We start from the raw sequence: 15,165 nt of genomic DNA, 5'->3' as shown, positions 1-15,165 counted from the left end.
AACCCAGGGGACCGGTCGGAAATTGCCACAGAGTCAACAGCTTGAGGATGCCGTGCCCGGCCGGGAGCGTGTCTGTCGAACCGCGACGCCGGGCTGGCCCCGCCCTTGCTTGACGGTGAAAGCATGAGCACCAGCAACGCCTTCACCGTCCCCAATCTCCTGACCTACGGCCGGATCCTCGCGGTGCCGATCATCGCGGCGCTGCTGCTGGTGCCCGATCCGACGGCGCGCTGGATCGCGGCGGTGCTGTTCATCGTCGCCGCGCTGACCGACTATCTCGACGGCTACCTGGCGCGGACCCTGAACCAGGTGTCGGCGCTGGGCCGCATGCTCGACCCGATCGCCGACAAGCTGGTCGTCGCGGCGCTGCTGATCGCGCTGTCGGCCGACGGCACCATCGACGGGCTGAACGTGCTCGCCGCCGTGTTCATCATGATGCGCGAGATCTTCGTGTCGGGCCTGCGCGAGTTCCTCGGCGGCACCGTCGTCATCCACGTGTCCAAGCTCGCCAAGTGGAAGACGTCGGCGCAGCTCGCCGCCATCGCCATCCTGCTGCTGGCGCCGGTGCTCGGCAGCGCCTCCCAGGCGGCCGAATGGCTGGGGCTGGCGGTGCTGTGGATCGCCGCCGGCCTTACGATCTACACCGGCGTCGACTATATCCGGGGGGGATTGCCCTATCTGAGCGAGGCCGAGTGATGCGCGTCGTCTATTTCGCCTGGGTCCGCGAGCGGGTCGGCGTCGAGGAGGAAGAGATCGACCTTCCGGCCGACGTTGCCACCGCCGGCGACCTGGTCGCCTGGCTGAAGGACCGCAGCCCCAGCCACGCCTTCGCGCTGGAGGAACCGGCCGCCATCCGCGTCGCCGTCGACCGGATGCACGCCCAGCAGGACGCGCCGATCGCCGGGGCGCGCGAGGTGGCGCTGTTCCCGCCGATGACCGGAGGGTGACAGCCGTGACCGCGCCTGCTCCGCCGGCGCCGATGGTGCGCGTCGGCCTCGATCCCATCGACGTTTCCGCAGAGACCGACGCGCTGACGGCGGGCCGCACCGACATCGGCGCGGTGGTCGCCTTCACCGGGCTCTGCCGCGACGAAGCCGGCCGGCTGGCGGTGCTGGAGCTGGAACACTATCCGGGCATGGCCGAGGCCGAGATCAGCCGCATCGCGGCCGAGGCGGTCGCCCGCTGGCCGCTGCTGGGCCTCAGGGTCGTCCACCGCTCCGGGCCGATCCGGCCGGGCGAGACGATCGTGCTGGTGGCGGCCGCATCGGCCCACCGCGGCGCCGCCTTCGAGGCGGCCTCGTTCCTGATGGATTTCTTGAAGACCCGCGCCCCCTTCTGGAAGAAGGAGCACCTGGCCGACGGCACCGACGGCGGCTGGGTCGAGGCGAAGTCGGCCGACGACGCCGCGGCCGGGCGCTGGGACTGAAGCATTTCCCGTTCAGATCGACGCGATCTGACCGAAAAGGAACTCCTCAAGGTATCGAATCTGGTGCGTATCCTCCCGAAGCGGGCACCGGTTCGCCGTCCGGAAACGCGACAGGGAGCGACCCGTCTTAGTCCGCGATCGGCAGGCGGTTGTCGGCCTTCAGCGTCGACAGCACGATCGACGACTTCACCGTCGACACCGACGGATGGGGCAGCAGCGCGCCGTTGATCAGCTCCGACAGCGCCGGCAGGTCGGCCACCACGATCTTCAAGAGATAGTCCATGTCGCCGGTCAGCGCGTGCGCCTCCTGCACCTCCGGCAGCCGGGCGACGAGGCGCTGGAACCGCTCGGCGTTCTCCGGTGAATGGGTGTTCAGCATCACGTTGACGTAGACGGTGATGGTCAGCCCCAGCCGGGCGGCGTCGAGATCGGCCCGGTAGCCGCGGATCAGCCCGTCGGCCTCCAGCCGCTGGCGGCGGCGCGAGCACTGGGAGGCCGACAGGTGGACGATGTCGGCGAGCGCCTGGTTGGTCAGCGCGCCATCGTCCTGCAGCGCCCGCAGGATGCGGCGGTCATAGAGGTCGAGTGCGGGGATATCGTGCGCCATCTGATCACTCTATGCGCGCTTCGTGCGCAGTCAACGGCCAACGCGCAAGTGCCGAGCGTGAATGAGCGCCCATACGACAACGGCCCGGCAGACGCGTATCTGCCGGGCCGTGTCTGACTGTCGGAAGCTTCGATCAGGCGTCGGCGTCGGGCTTCGGCGCGGGCTTCGGGCCGCCCTTGGAGACGCCCACCATCGCCGGGCGCAGCACCCGGTCGGCGATCACGTAGCCCGGCTGCACGACCTGCACGACGGTGCCGTTCGGCACCTCCTCGTTCGGCACCTCGAACATCGCCTGGTGCTTGTTCGGGTCGAAGCGCTCGCCGTGCGGCTCGATCTTGGCGATGCCGTGCTTCTCCAGCGCGTTCAGGAACTCGCGCTCGGTGAGCTGGATGCCGTCGACGAGCGACTTCACGGCCGGATCCTTGAGGGCGTCGCCTTCGGGCATCGATTCCAGCGCCCGGCGGAAGTTGTCGCCCACCGACAGCATGTCCCGGGCGAAGCCGGCGACGGCATAGCGGCGGGCGTCGGCGACGTCGCGCTCGGCCCGGCGGCGGGTGTTCTCGGCCTCGGCGAGCGCGCGCAGCAGCTGATCCCGGAGGTCGTCGGCCTCGCGCGCCAGGATGGTCACCGGATCGTCGACGCCGCTGTCGTCGCCAGCGGGCTCGGCCGTCGTCGCGTCGGCCATCTCGGGGTCGATGTCGTCCGGGTTGGCCTTGTTGGCGGTCTCGTTGCTCATCTTCGCTCGTCTTGGGCAGTCGGAGGGAAAGGCCGCCGCATGCGGCCCCGTTGCAGGCTATCTAGGCAGTCTCGCACACGAATGCGAGCCCGGCCGTCGCCAGCCGGGCTCGTATGGTCGCGCGAACGGGCGATCAGATCGACGCGTTGATCCAGTCGACCAGCTTGCCCTTCGGCGCGGCGCCGACCTGGGTGGCGGCCGGCTTGCCGTCCTTGAACAGGATCAGCGTCGGGATCGAGCGCACGCCGTACTTCATGGCGATGTTCTGGTTCTCGTCGATGTTCAGCTTGGCGATCTTCACCTTGCCGTCCATCTCGGCGGCGATCTGCTCGAGCGACGGCGCGATCATCTTGCACGGGCCGCACCACTCGGCCCAGAAGTCGACGACCACCGGCTCGCTGGAGTCGAGCACGTCGGCCTGGAAGGACGAATCGGTCACGTTGGAAGGGCTCATGGCACACCTCGGATCTGGAGACCCGGCGCCGGACGTTCGGCGGCGGGGCGGCCTTTTCGGCCGGCAGAAGAGAAAAGCCGGAAAACGTCCGGGAACTGCGGGCGCGAACCCGCCGGGCGGCGACTCTTCAGGTTGACTGCAAGGTAGGTAGCGGGACGAACAGCGTCAAGCGAGCGCGGCCTGCGTGGCCGCCATGGCGGGCATGCGAAGGCGGCGATGCGAATCGCGCCTCAGTCCTCGGTCGGGGCCTCGTTCAGGCGCGCCAGCACGGCGTCGAGGGCCGCATCGGGGATCGCCATCAGCCGCGCCGTGTCGGTCCACACCAGCGCCGCGCCGATCTCCGCATCCGGTTCCAGCGGCCGCAGGATCTCCCGGTAGAGCGCCAGCTGGGCCAGGTAGGCGGGCGGCACGTCGTCCAGAGTGGCGGGGGCCGGCCGGTCGCTCTTGTAGTCGACGATCAGCACCCGGCCGTCGCCCCGGATCATCCGGTCGACGCGGCCTGTCACGAGCCGGCGGGCACCGGCGACGGTCAGGTGGCCGGCGAGGCCTACCTCGGCCCGGCTGCCGGGGCCGAACACGGCGGCGAAGTCGGGGGCGTCGAGGATCCGCAGCGCCGCCGCGGCGATGGCCTCGGCGTCGATCGCCTCCGCGCCGCGCTGGGCGCCGGCGAGCCGCCTTGCCGCGGCCGGGCGGTTCTCGGGCGCGATGTCGGGCAGCACCTCCAGCAGCCGGTGGGTGATCGTGCCGCGCAGCATCGCGGCCTGGCGGGCCGCCTCGGGCGAGGGGGCGGAGGGATCGGCGGCAGCGGCTGTGTCGGACGCTGCGGCGGGGGAGCGCCGCGGCGCCGCATGGGGCAGCGCCCGCGACGGGCTGAGGGCGGGCGCCTCGATCACCGGCGGCGGCGCCGGCTGGCGCGCCCAGGCGGGCAGCGGGGCGGGGGCTTCGGGCCGCGGCGGGGCGTCATCGTGGGCGGTGGCGGTGCGTTCGCGGGCGATGCCGCGCCATTCCCGCGCGACCACCGTCTCGCCGTCGTCGCCGACGATGTCGACCAGCCCGTCGGCGAGGCCGGTTTCCACCAGCCGGTACCAGCAGTGCTCGTGGGGGCCGCGCGCCGGCGACCAGCCGCAGACGATGAGCTGGTCCATGGCGCGGGTCATGGCCACGTAGAGCAGCCGGGCGTACTCCGCCTCCTGGCGCTCCCTGCCGGCCACCACAACGTCGAGCACCGCCTGGGGCCGGTACTCGCTGCTGGGCGCCCAGGCGAGCGGCGGCGCCATGCCCGGTACGGCGGGGGCGATCGGCACGATTTTCGGGTCGTGGTGGCTATGCAGCGGCGCGCCGCAGCCGTCGACCAGGAAGACGATGCGCGATTCCAGCCCCTTGGCGCCGTGGACGGTCATCACCCGCACGGCATCGGAGGCGGCGTCGCTCTCGCGCTTCAGCTCCGAGGCGGTGGCGGTGACCCGGGTGAGGAATCCTTCCAGCGTCGGCACGCCCGAGCGCTCGAAATCGAGCGCCATGTCGAGGAAGGCGTCCAGCACCTCGTCGACCTCGGAGCCGAGGCGGGCGCGGAACAGCCGGCGGCCGTCGTCGGCGCCGAGCACGGTGGCATAGAGGTCGAACGGCCGGTCGGCCCGGGCGATTTTTCGCCAGCGGGCGAGCCGGTCGGCGATGCCGGCAAGGCGCGGATCGTCGGCGCCGGCCTCATCCAGGGCGGTGGCCAGCGTGCCGCCGCGATCGTGGGCGAGCGCGAACAGCGTCTCCTCGTCGAGGCCGAACAGCGGGCTCTTCAGCACGCAGGCGAGCGACAGGTCGTCGGCGCGCGTCAGCAGCGCCCGGCCGAGCGCGATCAGGTCCTCCACCGCGATGTGCTCGGTGACCGTCAGCCGGTCGGCGCCGGCGACCGGCACGCCGGCCGCCTTGAGCGCGCGGTTGACCAGGTCGGCGAACGGCGCCCGCTTGCGCAGCAGCACCAGGATGTCGCCGGCGCGGACCGGGGCGCCGTTCGGATGGCGGGCGTCGCTGTCGAGCCAGCCCCGGATGGTGGCGGCGATCCGATCCGCCAGCTGCACCGGCCCCGACGAGCCGGACGCGTGGTCCATGGGCTGCGTCCAGTCGTCCGGCGCGTCGGCCTTCACCGATTCCGTCAGCGGCCAGACCGTCACCAGCCCCGGCTCGTTGGCGCGGATCGGCTCGTGAACCGTCGCGGCGCCGTCGCTGGCGATGCGGCGCTGCAGCTCCAGGTCGGCGAACACCGCGTCGACGGCGCCGAGCACGTCGGGGGTGGAGCGGAACGACAGGGTCAGGTGGACGGAGTTGAAAATGGCCGCGATGGCCGTCGCCTGGCCCTCGAAATGGCTGTGCTGGCGGTGGAAGGCGTCGGGGGCGGCGCCCTGGAAGCCGTAGATCGACTGCTTCTCGTCGCCGACGGCGAACACCGTGCGGACGCGCCCCTCGCGGGCGCCTTCGCCGGCGAAGAACTCGCCGGCCAGCGCGTTGACGATCTCCCACTGGCGCGGGCTGGTGTCCTGGGCCTCGTCGACCAGGATGTGGTCGATGCCGCGGTCGAGCTTGTAGTGGATCCACTGGGCGGCGTCGGAGCGTGACAGCAGCATGGCGGTGCGGGCGATCTGGTCGTCGTAGTCGACGAGGCCCTCGCGCGCCTTCTCGACCTCCATGTGGCCGAGCACCCGGTCGGCGAGGCAGGCGAGCGCCGCGGTGGCCGAGACGGCGCGGATGGCGCGGGCCTTCTCCAGCAGGCCGAGGAGGCGGGCCTGCTCTTGCGTGTAGCGGTCGGCAAGGTCGGGCAGCGCTGCCAGGATCGCCTTGCTGCCGGCGCCGGATGCCGCCCGCGGCTCGCGCTTGCCGGTGAGGAACATGTCGAGCCATGCCTCGGCACGCGCCGCCGGTTCGACGCTGACGTCGCCGCACAGGCTGATCCGGTCGCGCTGCTTGCGGTCGTTGGCGCCGCCGGCGGACAGTGCCTCTGCATAGGCGCGGCGGAAGCTGGGGTCGAAGCTTGGCGACCCGAGGATCTCGTCGGTGAGGCTGTCCAGCGTGTCGGACGGGGTGAGGCCGAGCGCCGCGCGCAGCCGGTCGATGGCCGGCGCCAGTCCGCCGGCGCTCTCCAGCCACGCCCGGAAGGCCTCGCGCTCGCGGATCATCGCGCGGATGGCGCCGAGCAGCGTCAGGTCGGCCGACAGCGGCAGGATCTCGGCAATCGCCTGGGCGAGCGGGCCGCCGGGGTCGGCGGCGGCCTCGGTCAGCGTCGCGTCGATCGCCTTGTCGCAGAGCTCGGCGCTGGCGGCATCGTCGAGCACGGTGAAGCGCGCGGCGAGGTTCGCCTCCAGCGGAAACTGGTGCAGCAGCGCCGCGCAGAAGGCGTGGATGGTCTGGATCTTCAGGCCGCCCGGCGTCTCAAGCGCCTCGGCGAACAGCCGGCGGGCGCCGGCGCGGTCGCCGGCCGTCGGCTCGCGCCCGAACCGGCCGGCGAGCAGGCCGTTGAGTTCCGTGTCGCTGGCCCGCGCGAACGCCGCCAGCCGGTCGAACACCCGCTGGGACATCTGGGCGGCGGCGGCGTTGGTGAAGGTCAGGCAGAGGATCTTGCCGGGGGCCACGCCGGACAGCAGCAGGTTGACCACCCGCTCCACCAGCACATGGGTCTTGCCGGAGCCGGCGTTGGCCGACACCCAGGCCGAGGCGCCGGGGTCGGAGGCGCGCGCCTGGGCAAGCAGCGTCGCCTGCGGGATGGTGCGGTGGACCGTCATTCGCCGCCCTCCACCGAGAGCGCCCATTCCCGCGAGCGGGCGAGGTGGTCGTAGTCGCCGTCGAAGCTCTTCTCCAGCTGCACCCGGGCCCGCGACAGGTAGCCGCTGGAGGCGAACGCGTACCGCTCGAGCAGGGCGCGCAGGCGCTCGTCGACCTCGCCGACCAGGGTGGCGGCGTCCTTGTCCTCCTTGTTGTCGAGGACGGAGCGCAGCCGCACCGGCTCCCGGGAGCCCTTCAGCTCGACGTAGGCGAGGTCGCCGATCGGGTTCCGGCCGAGGACGCCGAAGCCGCCGGCCGAAAGCATCAGCGCCTCGATGGTCAGCTGCGGCTCCAGGTGGGTCGCCACCTGCTGGGGCGAGGGGGCGGTGCCGGTCTTGTAGTCGAGGAGGACGACGCGGCCGTCGGTCTGCTCGTCGATGCGGTCGGCGCGGCCGGTGATGGTGACCGGACCCGCCGGGGTCGCCCGTTCCAGGTTGCCGGCGATCTCGACGTGGCGGGCGCGGATGCCGGCGGCGCGCGCCGCCTCCAGCGCCACGAACGCCTCGGCGATGCGGGCGAAGCGCGGCAGCCAAAGGGCGGTCACCTCGGCCTCGTCGAGTTCGCGGAAGGCTTTTTCGCCAATCGCCACCAGCTCTGCGAGGGCGGTCGCGTCGAACGCGCCCTGCCAGTCGCGGATGAAGTCGGCGAGCACGTCGTGGATCAGGGTGCCGCGCTCGGAAGCCTCCAGCGACGGGGCGATCGGGTCGAGCGGCCTGAGGTCGAGCACGCGGCGGGCATAGACGGCGTAGGGGTCGCGGATCAGCGTGCCGATCTCGGTGACGCCGAGCCGGCGCGGCCGCGCCTCCACCGGTGGGGTGGGGTTCGGCCGGGCGGCCGGTGCCGCCGGCCCGTCGGGGGTGTCGAGGGCGCCGGCCCAGGCGACATAGGTGCGGCCGCGCGCGGCGATGGCCCTGGCGGCATCGGGGCCGGAGACGGCGAGCAGCCGCTGCAGCCAGCGCGAGGCGACCGTCGGCGTGCCGGAGACGCGCTTGGCCCGGCTCATCACCACGTCGCCGGCGCCCAGCGCCTGGGCCACGTCGTGGGCGGCGAGGCCGATGCGGCGTTCCGGCGGCTCCAGCCCGAAGGTGCCCAGCATCGGCCGCGACATCCACGGGCCGACCTCGACGGCGGCGGGCCAGGTGCCCTCGTTCAGCCCGGCGATCACCAGCCGGTCGACCGACTGCAGGCGCGCTTCCAGCGGTCCCCAGATGAACAGCCGGTCGTCGGTGGGCACCGGTCCGCGCACCGCGGCATCGCCCGCCAGCGCCTCGAACAGCGACGGCCAGTCGGCCGGCAAAACCTCGAAGTCGACGCCGCCGGTGTCGGCGATGCCCGTGAGCGCGGCGGTCAGCACCGGTCCGTCGGCGCGCCTGGCCAGCCGGTCCGGCAGATCGGGATCGGCGGCGAGCGCTTCGACCACCTCCAGATGCGCGGCGGCGAGCCGGTGGAGCGGGACCCTGGCTTTGGCGGTGGCGAGGGCCTCCAGCGGCTTCAAGGCCGCCTCCAGCGCGTCGATCAGCGGGGCTGCGGCCTCCAGCCAGCGCAGCCGTCGGGCGTGCTCGGCGCCGCGATACTCGGCGTCCAGCCGCTCGACGCGGAGCGCGTGCGCCGCGCGCAGCCCGGCGGTCCCCGGTCGCACCCGGTGGCCGCGCAGCACGCCGAGCTCCAGCCCGGCCACGGCCCGGTTATAGTCATCGGCAGGAATATTAAGCCGGCTAAGTGGGTGCTTGAGCAGGGCGATGAGGGTGTGGGCGTCGCCCTCGGTGGCGGCGGTCGCGGCCAGCCGGGCGAACACGCCGGCCGAGGTGGTGCCCAGCGGCCGGCCGGCGGAATCGTCGACGGCGATCTCCCAGCGGCGCATTTCGGCGGCGACCCGGCGGGCGATCGCCCGGTCCGGGGTCACCAGGGCGGCGGTGGCGCCCGGCCGCTCCAGCGTCTCGCGCAGCGCCAGGGCGATCGCCAGCGCCTCCTCGCGCGCGGTTTCCGCCTCGATGAGCGACAGGCCGCGGGCCGAGGCGTCGGCGGCGGCCGCGTCGAAGCTCTCCGCCCAGGCGTCGGTGGTGGAGGCCGGCCGGAACGCCGCGGAAACGATCCGCGCCCGGGCCTCCGCCTCGGGCGTCGGTGCGGCACCGAGCGCGGGCACCGCGGCGCGGTCGAGGCCGATGCGCTTCAGAAGCTGCTTGAGGCCGAACTGGGGATGGCTGAACGACGGCTGGGGGGCAGCGTCGATGGCGTCCCACGCGGCGTCGTCGATGGCGCCGTCGAGGCCGGGCAGCACAACCGCGCCGTTGGGCATCCGCGCGATCGTCGCGATCAGCCGGCCGGTGGCCGGGATCGAGCCGGTCGAGCCGGCGGCGATCACCGGCCCCTTCGGCGGCGCGGCGGCGAGCCGCTCGGTCTCCGCGTCGATCAGCAGCCGGCGGCGCCGCGCCGGCTCCAGCGCGCCGCGCTCGGCCAGGAAGGCCGGCCAGACCTCCACCGCGATCGACAGGAAGGTGGTCGTCACCTGCCAGTATTGAGCCAGTTCCTCCGGCACCAGGTCGGCGAGCGCCGTCCAGTCCGCCTCCTGGGTCTCCACCTGGTCCATCAGGGCGAGCAGGTCGCTGGCGAGCCGTGCGGCGTCGGCCGGCGAGGTCGGCACTGCAACGTTTTCGCCAGGAAGCAGGTCGAGGGTGTCGGCCGACAGCCGCTCCGCCCAGCGCCGGACCAGGCCGGCCATGGCGACGCGGCGGGTGAGGTCCGGCAGCGACGGCGCCAGCAGCGTGGTGTCGTCGGGGTCCAGCGCGGGATGAGGAAAAGTGGAATCCGGTTTTCCGCCCGCATCCCGCTCCAGAATGTCGAGCACCAGCAGGTCCTCCGACACGTCGCCGATGGCGCGGATGTCGGGCAGCACGACGCTGGGCCCGGGTGCGGCGGCCAGGAAGGCGGCCTCCAGCGCCCGCACGGCGCGCCGCGTCGGCAGGTAGATGATGGCGTCGGCGAGCGCCAGCGGGTCGTCGGGAACCCGGCCTCCCGGCCACAGCGTGCCGTCGGCGAGCGCGGCGACCAGGGCGGGGAGGAACGGCACCGACGGCGGGATGGTGAACACGCGCGGCGCGCCCGTCTCCCCGGCCGTCTCCGATGTCACCGTGTCGGGCATGTCGGCTCCGTCGCAGGCGGCGCCGATTCGGGCGGCCGCCGGGTCAGCATGCGCGCACCGGAGCGCCCGCGACAACAGCCGGCTGTGGACGGCTGGTCGGCCCGGCCCGGGAGCAAGGGGCCCTAGGCGGCGCTCTCGGCGATCGCCGTCTCGGCGTCGCGGATCGCCTTCGGCGTGCCGACGTGCAGCCACAGCCCGTCCATGCGGAGCCCGAACATGCGGCCGTCGGCGATCGCCCGGTCGAACAGCAGGTTCAGCGAAAAGCCGCCCTCGGGGGTGTCCTGGAACAGGCTCGGCGACAGGATGCCGGCGCCGGCATAGGCGAAGGGGGCGACGTGGCGCTCGCTGCGCCGGGTGATCCGGCCGTCGGTCGACAGCACGAAATCGCCGGTGCCTTCGTAGCCGATGCTGGTGACCGTCGGTGCCAGCATCAGGAGGCCGTCCATCGTGGCGGGGTTCCAGGCGTCGGCGAGCCGCACCAGGTTGGGGGTGGCGCCCTCCAGCCAGAAGGTGTCGGCGTTGAGCAGGAAGAACGGGCCGTCGCCCAGATGCGGGAGCGCCTTGGCGATGCCGCCGCCGGTGTCGAGCAGCTTGCCGCGCTCGTCGGAAATCGTCACCCGCGGCGCCTTGCGGCGGGACAGGTGCACCTCCATCAGGTCGGCCAGATAGTGGACGTTGACCACCGCCTCCTCGACGCCGGCGGTCTGCAGCCGGTCGAGGCCGTAGTCGATCAGCGCGCGGCCGGCCACCTCCACCAGCGGCTTCGGCGTGGTGGCGGTGACGGGCCGCATGCGCTTGCCGAAGCCGGCGGCGAGCACCATCGCACGGGTGGGGCGGGTGGAGGGCGTGGTCATGGATGGCGGACTTCGGTGCTGGGTGAGCGGGCAAGTGCTGCGAGCGCCGGCTCGTAGAACCCTCTCAGTTCGGCGAAAATGGGGTCTGCCAGCGATCGCTCCAGATAGGCGGCGATGCGCGGCAGGTGGGCGAGGTAGGCGGGCTTTCCGTCGCGCACGTTCAGGCGGGCGAAAATCCCCAGGATCTTGGTCGCGCGCTGGGCGGCGACGACGGTGTAGGCGCGCCGGAAGCCGGCCGCGTCGAAGGCCGGGTCGGCGGCGCGGCGGGCGGCTTCGTAGCGGGCCAGCAGGCGGGTCTCGATGTCGGCGGTGACGGTGACGCGCGCGTCCTGCAACAGCGAGGCGACGTCGTAGGCGGTCGGGCCGATCAGCGCGTCCTGATAGTCGAGAAGCCCGACGGTTGCCAGCCCGCCGCGCTCCGGCAGCCACATCAGGTTGGGCGAGTGGTAGTCGCGCAGCAGCCAGGTCGTCTCGGCCTCCTCGACGAACGGCCAGAGCGCGTCCCAGGCCTCGGCGAATTCGGCGAGCGTTTCCGGGTCCATCGGAGCCCGGGTCGCGAACGGCACGAACCATTCCGGATAGAGCGACAGCTCGATGCCGAACACGCCCTTGTCGAAGGGCGGAATGGGGTGGCGGCTGCCGTCGGGCAGCGCCGGGTCGGCCGGCATCGGCGCGCCATGCAGGTCGGCCAGGAGGTCGACGGCGAGAGCATAGCGCTCCTCGCTCACCGCGCCGGCCTTCAGGATCGGCTCGGTGCCGAGGTCCTCCAGCAAAAGCAGCCCGGCGTCGAGATCGTGGGCCAGCACCGCCGGTGCGGAATAGCCGTGCGCCCTGAGCCCGTCGCCGATCGCCACGAAAGGGCGGACGCTCTCGGCGAGATGGGCGCGGCGGGAATAGGGCTCGCCGCCGTAGATCGCCGGGCCGTCGGGCTGGGTCGGCGCGTTCATCAGCACGGCGCGGGTGCCGCCGGCGCGGATGCGCTCGTAGGTGCGCGACGAGGCGTCGCCCTGCAGGTGGCGGCGGGCCGCGCCGGCGAAGCCGGCGGCGTCGAGGAAGGCGCGCACCATGCGGGACCGCTCGATCCGGCCGGCCATGTCGGGGGTGGCGGCGAGCGTCACCGTGCGCCGCTCCGGATCTGCGTCCGGCGCGATGGCGATCGCCAGCGTCGCCGGCGGCAGCATGCCGGCGCCGTGCTCCGGCCACTCCATCAGCACCGCGCCCGCGTCCAGCAGTTCGTCGATACCCAGTTCGGCGGCCTCGGAGGGATCGCCGAGCCGGTAGAGGTCCATGTGGGCGATGGCCAGCCGGTTCAGCTCGTAGGGCTGCAGCAGCGTGTAGGTGGGGCTCGGCACCTCCAGCTCGGGATCGTCGGCGAGCGTGCGCAGGAAGGCGCGGGCGAAAGTCGTCTTGCCGGCCCCCAGCGGGCCCGACAGGGTGATCAGGTCGCCCGGCCGCACGACGGCGGCCACGTCCTCGGCCAGCCGCGTCGTCGCGGCTTCGTCCTCGATCGGGATCACAAGCGGGTCGGGGCTCATCGGGTGCGGGTCATGGGCGGGGCCGGGCGCGCGCCGCGCCACCTGATCATTGCCTGAGGGGAAGCCGGACGGTCACCGTGGTGCCGGCACCGGGCTCCGACGCGATGTCGATCGAGCCGCCGTGAAGTTCGACGAAGCTCTTGACGATGGCAAGCCCCAATCCGGCGCCGCGGCGGCGGCCGCCGGTGGGATCGGAGACGAAGCGGTCGAACACCACGTCGATCTGGTCCTCGGAGATGCCGCGGCCGTGGTCGGCCACCGACAGCACCACGTCGGCGCCGTCGCGGCGGCCGTGGATCTCCACCGTGTCGTCTTCCGGGGAAAACGTGATGGCGTTGGCGAGCAGGTTGTAGATGACCTGGCGCACCCGCTTCTCGTCGGCGGTGAAGGTGCCGATCTCCGGGGCGATGTCGGTCGCGACCGTGAGCCGGGCCTCCTTGATGCGGTCCTGCAGGCCCTCGGTGGCGGCGGCGACCACGGCGGCGAGATCGACGCTGCCGAGCTCCAGCTCCATGATGCCGGCGTCGACGGTGGTCAGGTCGAGGATGTCGTTGATGATGGCCAGCAGCGCCTCCGACGACGAGCGGATGTAGCTCGCATAGTCCCGCTGCTTCTCGTTCAGCGGGCCGACGCCGCTGCCGGTCAGCAGCTGGGTGAAGCCGATGATCGTCGTCAGCGGCGAGCGCAGCTCGTAGGAGACGTGGCCGATGAAGGCGGTCTTCAGCTGGTCGGCCTCCTCCAGCGCCAGGTTGCGCTCCTTCAGCGCCCGCTCGACCTTCACCGTGTCGGTGACGTCGACGAAGGTGGCGAGCGTCGCGCCGTCGGGCAGCGGCACGGTGGCGAAGTCGACCACGGTGCCGTCGTCGCGCTCCAGCCGGTCGGCGACGGGCTCGCGGCGGTCGTCCAGGCTGGTGACGGCGCCGGCGATGCGCACCCAGGCGGCCCGGTCGGCCGGGCTCTTGGCGCTCTCGTGGCTGATGCGGGTGATGTGGGTCTGATCGGCCAGCGCGTCGTCGGACAGCTTCCACAGCGCCGAGAACACCGGGTTGCACAGGCGCAGCCGCCCGTCGGGGCCGAACACCGCGACGCCCTCGGCAAGATGGTCGAGGCTCTCGCTCTGCACCCGGATCAGCGCGTTGTAGCGGCTTTCCAGGTCCAGCCGCTCGGTGACGTTCTCGTAGATGTAGGTGACGCCGCCGTGCGGGTGCGGGTTGGTGATGACGCGCAGCGTCTGCCCGTCGGGCAGGTGCCACCACTCCTCGAAGCTCTCCACCGACTGGTAGCCGCGGGTGACGTGGCGGGCCCAGACGTCGAACTCGGCCTGCTCGGGCAGCTTGCGGGCGGCGCGCAGCGCCTTCAGCAGCGTCTCGTCCTCCGGCCCGGTGTCCAGGTAGCCGGCGTCGAGGTCCCACAGGGCGCGGTAGGCGGGGTTGTAGAACTGCAGCCGCCGGTCGGGGCCGAACACCGCGACCGGGGTGGCGAGCTCGTCGAGGGTGCGGGCGTGGAAGTCGACGGTGCGCCGGAGCACCGCATGGGTCTGCTCCAGCTCGGTCACGTCGATGGCGACGCCGACGCTGCCGCCGCGCCCCGCCAGCTCGACCACGTCCAGCGTCCGGTTCTCGCCGCGGATGACGGTGGAGACGCGCACGTCGGCGCGGCCGTCTTCGGTGCGCGCGGCGGCCAGCGCCTCGCGCCCGGCGGTGTCGAGGAGCTCGTCGCCCTCGGCCACCGCGGCGGCCGGGTCGGGCCGCTCCACCGCGTCGGCATAGGCCGCGTTGACGAAGCGCAGCCGCCCGTCGGCGTCGCGCATCCACACCGGGTAGGGCATGCGTTCGAGGAAATCGCGCAGCGCGCCGGTCTGGGGCGCCTCGGCGCCGCCGCCCACGGCGTGCGCGAACGTCACCGCGGCGCTGTCGCCGGCGATGCGCCCGCGCGCCGCCACCGTCGCGCCCGCCGCGGTGCGCAGCTCCGCCTCGAACGGCCGGCCGTCGTCGCGCAGGGCCGCCAGCGCGGCGGCGAAGGTCTCCGCATCGTCGGGCGCGAGCCAGCATGCCGGATCGAGCAGCGCGTCGGCGGCGGCCGGCACGCCGCCCAGCTCGGCGACGCCGTAGACGGTCGCCGGGCCGCCATCGGCGGGCAGCACCAGGGTGCGCCGGTCGGCGGCGTCGAGCAGCGTTTCGGCGCGTTCGGCGCGCAGGCCCGCATCGGCGCTCGCCGTCCGCAACGCCGCGAGGCGGCGGCGGCCCGACCAGGCCAGCGCCGCGAATCCGGCGGTCGCCAGCAGCCCGGCGGCGGCGGCAGCGCCGAGCACCAGCGGGACCAGGCTGTCGCCGGCAGGCGCGGCCATTGCCGGTCCGGCCATCGGCACGATCCACAGCGGGGCGGCGGCGAGAGGTCGGAACGGCCGGAGGTTCGGGGCGGTCATGGTCGTCGCGACTTGCCGTTTGCGCTCGCGCGTTCGCGAATCGGACTGGGGTGCCGCAGACCCTAATTCATCGGCGGCGCGGATGGGACCCGCCACGCACGCCGCAGCGGCTCCTGCCGACAAAAAAAGCGCCGGCCCTCGCGAGCCGGCGCTTTCCTGACTGTCTGTTCCGGCCGCGGCGC

At 73.0% G+C, this 15,165-nt stretch carries 11 protein-coding genes; 3 read left to right on the top strand and 8 right to left on the bottom strand.

Translation table 11 applies throughout. The features are described 5' to 3' along the window. Positions 1 to 123: 123 nt before the first annotated feature. The 3 genes from pgsA to ACSSVZ_RS06070 are packed head-to-tail and all read left to right on the top strand — an operon-like array spanning position 124 to position 1,426. On the top strand, positions 124 to 696 hold the full coding sequence (gene pgsA, locus ACSSVZ_RS06080; RefSeq protein ID WP_453968897.1) for a CDP-diacylglycerol--glycerol-3-phosphate 3-phosphatidyltransferase: 573 nt from the start codon (positions 124 to 126) through the stop codon (positions 694 to 696). Beyond that, the gene (moaD, locus tag ACSSVZ_RS06075; RefSeq protein WP_453968896.1) at positions 696 to 947 is read left to right on the top strand and encodes a molybdopterin converting factor subunit 1; all 252 of its coding nucleotides are present in this window, start codon (positions 696 to 698) and stop codon (positions 945 to 947) included. Before pgsA ends, moaD begins: the two co-directional genes overlap by 1 nt. 32 nt (positions 948 to 979) lie before the next feature. Next, complete coding sequence (locus ACSSVZ_RS06070; protein ID WP_453968985.1) at positions 980 to 1,426, top strand: molybdenum cofactor biosynthesis protein MoaE; 447 nt, start codon at positions 980 to 982, stop codon at positions 1,424 to 1,426. A gap of 127 nt (positions 1,427 to 1,553) precedes the next feature. Here the strand turns inward: ACSSVZ_RS06070 and ACSSVZ_RS06065 are convergent, their stop codons facing one another. From ACSSVZ_RS06065 to ACSSVZ_RS06030, 8 genes are all read right to left on the bottom strand, one after another. After that, positions 1,554 to 2,033, bottom strand: a complete 480-nt coding sequence (locus tag ACSSVZ_RS06065; protein ID WP_453968895.1) for an Lrp/AsnC family transcriptional regulator — start codon at positions 2,031 to 2,033, stop codon at positions 1,554 to 1,556. A gap of 133 nt (positions 2,034 to 2,166) precedes the next feature. Then, on the bottom strand, positions 2,167 to 2,769 hold the full coding sequence (gene grpE, locus ACSSVZ_RS06060) for a nucleotide exchange factor GrpE (protein WP_453968894.1): 603 nt from the start codon (positions 2,767 to 2,769) through the stop codon (positions 2,167 to 2,169). Positions 2,770 to 2,902: 133 nt separating this feature from the next. Further along, complete coding sequence (gene trxA / locus ACSSVZ_RS06055; RefSeq protein WP_453968893.1) at positions 2,903 to 3,223, bottom strand: thioredoxin; 321 nt, start codon at positions 3,221 to 3,223, stop codon at positions 2,903 to 2,905. 230 nt (positions 3,224 to 3,453) lie between these two features. Next, positions 3,454 to 6,990 carry a double-strand break repair helicase AddA gene (gene addA / locus ACSSVZ_RS06050; protein WP_453968892.1) on the bottom strand — a complete coding sequence of 1,179 codons (3,537 nt, stop codon included), beginning with the start codon at positions 6,988 to 6,990 and terminating at the stop codon, positions 3,454 to 3,456. Then, positions 6,987 to 10,169: a double-strand break repair protein AddB gene (addB, locus tag ACSSVZ_RS06045; protein ID WP_453968891.1), complete on the bottom strand. Its 3,183-nt coding sequence runs from the start codon at positions 10,167 to 10,169 to the stop codon at positions 6,987 to 6,989. The genes addA and addB overlap by 4 nt, the downstream gene beginning before the upstream one ends. A gap of 122 nt (positions 10,170 to 10,291) precedes the next feature. After that, entirely contained in the window at positions 10,292 to 11,023 is a 732-nt protein-coding gene (locus tag ACSSVZ_RS06040; protein ID WP_453968890.1) for a nucleotidyltransferase family protein, read from the bottom strand. Continuing rightward, on the bottom strand, positions 11,020 to 12,558 hold the full coding sequence (gene tsaE / locus ACSSVZ_RS06035) for a tRNA (adenosine(37)-N6)-threonylcarbamoyltransferase complex ATPase subunit type 1 TsaE (RefSeq protein ID WP_453968889.1): 1,539 nt from the start codon (positions 12,556 to 12,558) through the stop codon (positions 11,020 to 11,022). Before tsaE ends, ACSSVZ_RS06040 begins: the two co-directional genes overlap by 4 nt. 46 nt (positions 12,559 to 12,604) lie before the next feature. Beyond that, the gene (locus ACSSVZ_RS06030; RefSeq protein ID WP_453968888.1) at positions 12,605 to 14,983 is read right to left on the bottom strand and encodes an ATP-binding protein; all 2,379 of its coding nucleotides are present in this window, start codon (positions 14,981 to 14,983) and stop codon (positions 12,605 to 12,607) included. Between the last annotated feature and the right edge of the window lie 182 nt (positions 14,984 to 15,165).

This window comes from Amorphus sp. MBR-141 (genome assembly GCF_053628695.1).
This window is presented reverse-complemented; position numbering and strand designations above follow the sequence as displayed.

Excerpts from the sequence above, each read along its gene's own strand:
- grpE (WP_453968894.1), bottom strand. The coding sequence starts at position 2,769 with ATGAGCAACGAGACCGCCAACAAGGCCAACCCGGACGACATCGACCCC.
- ACSSVZ_RS06030 (WP_453968888.1), bottom strand. The coding sequence starts at position 14,983 with ATGACCGCCCCGAACCTCCGGCCGTTCCGACCTCTCGCCGCCGCCCCG.
- pgsA (WP_453968897.1), top strand. The coding sequence starts at position 124 with ATGAGCACCAGCAACGCCTTCACCGTCCCCAATCTCCTGACCTACGGC.
- trxA (WP_453968893.1), bottom strand. The coding sequence starts at position 3,223 with ATGAGCCCTTCCAACGTGACCGATTCGTCCTTCCAGGCCGACGTGCTC.
- ACSSVZ_RS06065 (WP_453968895.1), bottom strand. The coding sequence starts at position 2,033 with ATGGCGCACGATATCCCCGCACTCGACCTCTATGACCGCCGCATCCTG.
- moaD (WP_453968896.1), top strand. The coding sequence starts at position 696 with ATGCGCGTCGTCTATTTCGCCTGGGTCCGCGAGCGGGTCGGCGTCGAG.
- addA (WP_453968892.1), bottom strand. The coding sequence starts at position 6,990 with ATGACGGTCCACCGCACCATCCCGCAGGCGACGCTGCTTGCCCAGGCG.
- addB (WP_453968891.1), bottom strand. The coding sequence starts at position 10,169 with ATGCCCGACACGGTGACATCGGAGACGGCCGGGGAGACGGGCGCGCCG.
- ACSSVZ_RS06040 (WP_453968890.1), bottom strand. The coding sequence starts at position 11,023 with ATGACCACGCCCTCCACCCGCCCCACCCGTGCGATGGTGCTCGCCGCC.
- tsaE (WP_453968889.1), bottom strand. The coding sequence starts at position 12,558 with ATGAGCCCCGACCCGCTTGTGATCCCGATCGAGGACGAAGCCGCGACG.
- ACSSVZ_RS06070 (WP_453968985.1), top strand. The coding sequence starts at position 980 with ATGGTGCGCGTCGGCCTCGATCCCATCGACGTTTCCGCAGAGACCGAC.